The organism is Kitasatospora aureofaciens (assembly GCF_001188955.3).
GTDB classification, from domain to species: Bacteria; Actinomycetota; Actinomycetes; order Streptomycetales; family Streptomycetaceae; genus Kitasatospora; species Kitasatospora aureofaciens.
Map to the genome: position 1 here is coordinate 1 of NZ_JPRF03000004.1, position 609 is coordinate 609.

The window sequence follows — 609 nt, forward strand, 5'->3', positions numbered from 1 at the left end:
CCTCCCGCACCAGCAACTGCGGCTCGTCCACACCCAACGCGGACGCCGGCAACTCCTCCTCCCCCGCAAGATCCACCAGACCGAACCGACCCGGCTCCTCCGAAACCGCCGACCGCACCAGACCCCAGAGCGCCGCCCCCGCCAGGTCCCCACCCGACACCACGTCACGCGTCACGAACACCAACCGGGAGCCGGCGAACCGCTCCTCCGCCAACCAGCCCTGCACCCACTCCAGAGCCCACACCGACCGCTCGTGCACCCCACCACCGGCCACCGACCGCACCACCACCACCGACGGCACCTCACCCGGCACCTCCGCCAGCGACCCGACCTCCACAAACGACCCGACAACCGGCACCACCGGCACCACCGGCACCCAGTCCACCCGGAAGAGCTCGTCACGGCCCACCCGCGGTGCGGCCGCGAGCTGCTCGGCCGCGATCGGCCGCACCGCCAGCGCACCGACCGACGCGACCGGCCTGCCCTCGGTGTCGGCCACGGCGAGGGACAGCGCACCGGCCGCCGTCCGGGTCAGCCGGACCCGGACCGCCGACGCGCCCGCGGCGTGCAGCGACACCTCCTCCCAAGCGAACGGCACCCCGCCGGCCT

General features: G+C 74.7%; 1 protein-coding gene. It reads right to left on the minus strand.

Translation table 11 applies throughout. The annotated features are described in order from the left end of the window. On the minus strand, positions 1-577 hold a 577-nt coding region (locus tag HS99_RS04930), incomplete at its 3' end, for a SpnB-like Rossmann fold domain-containing protein (protein WP_141763667.1). Positions 578-609 lie beyond the last annotated feature (32 nt).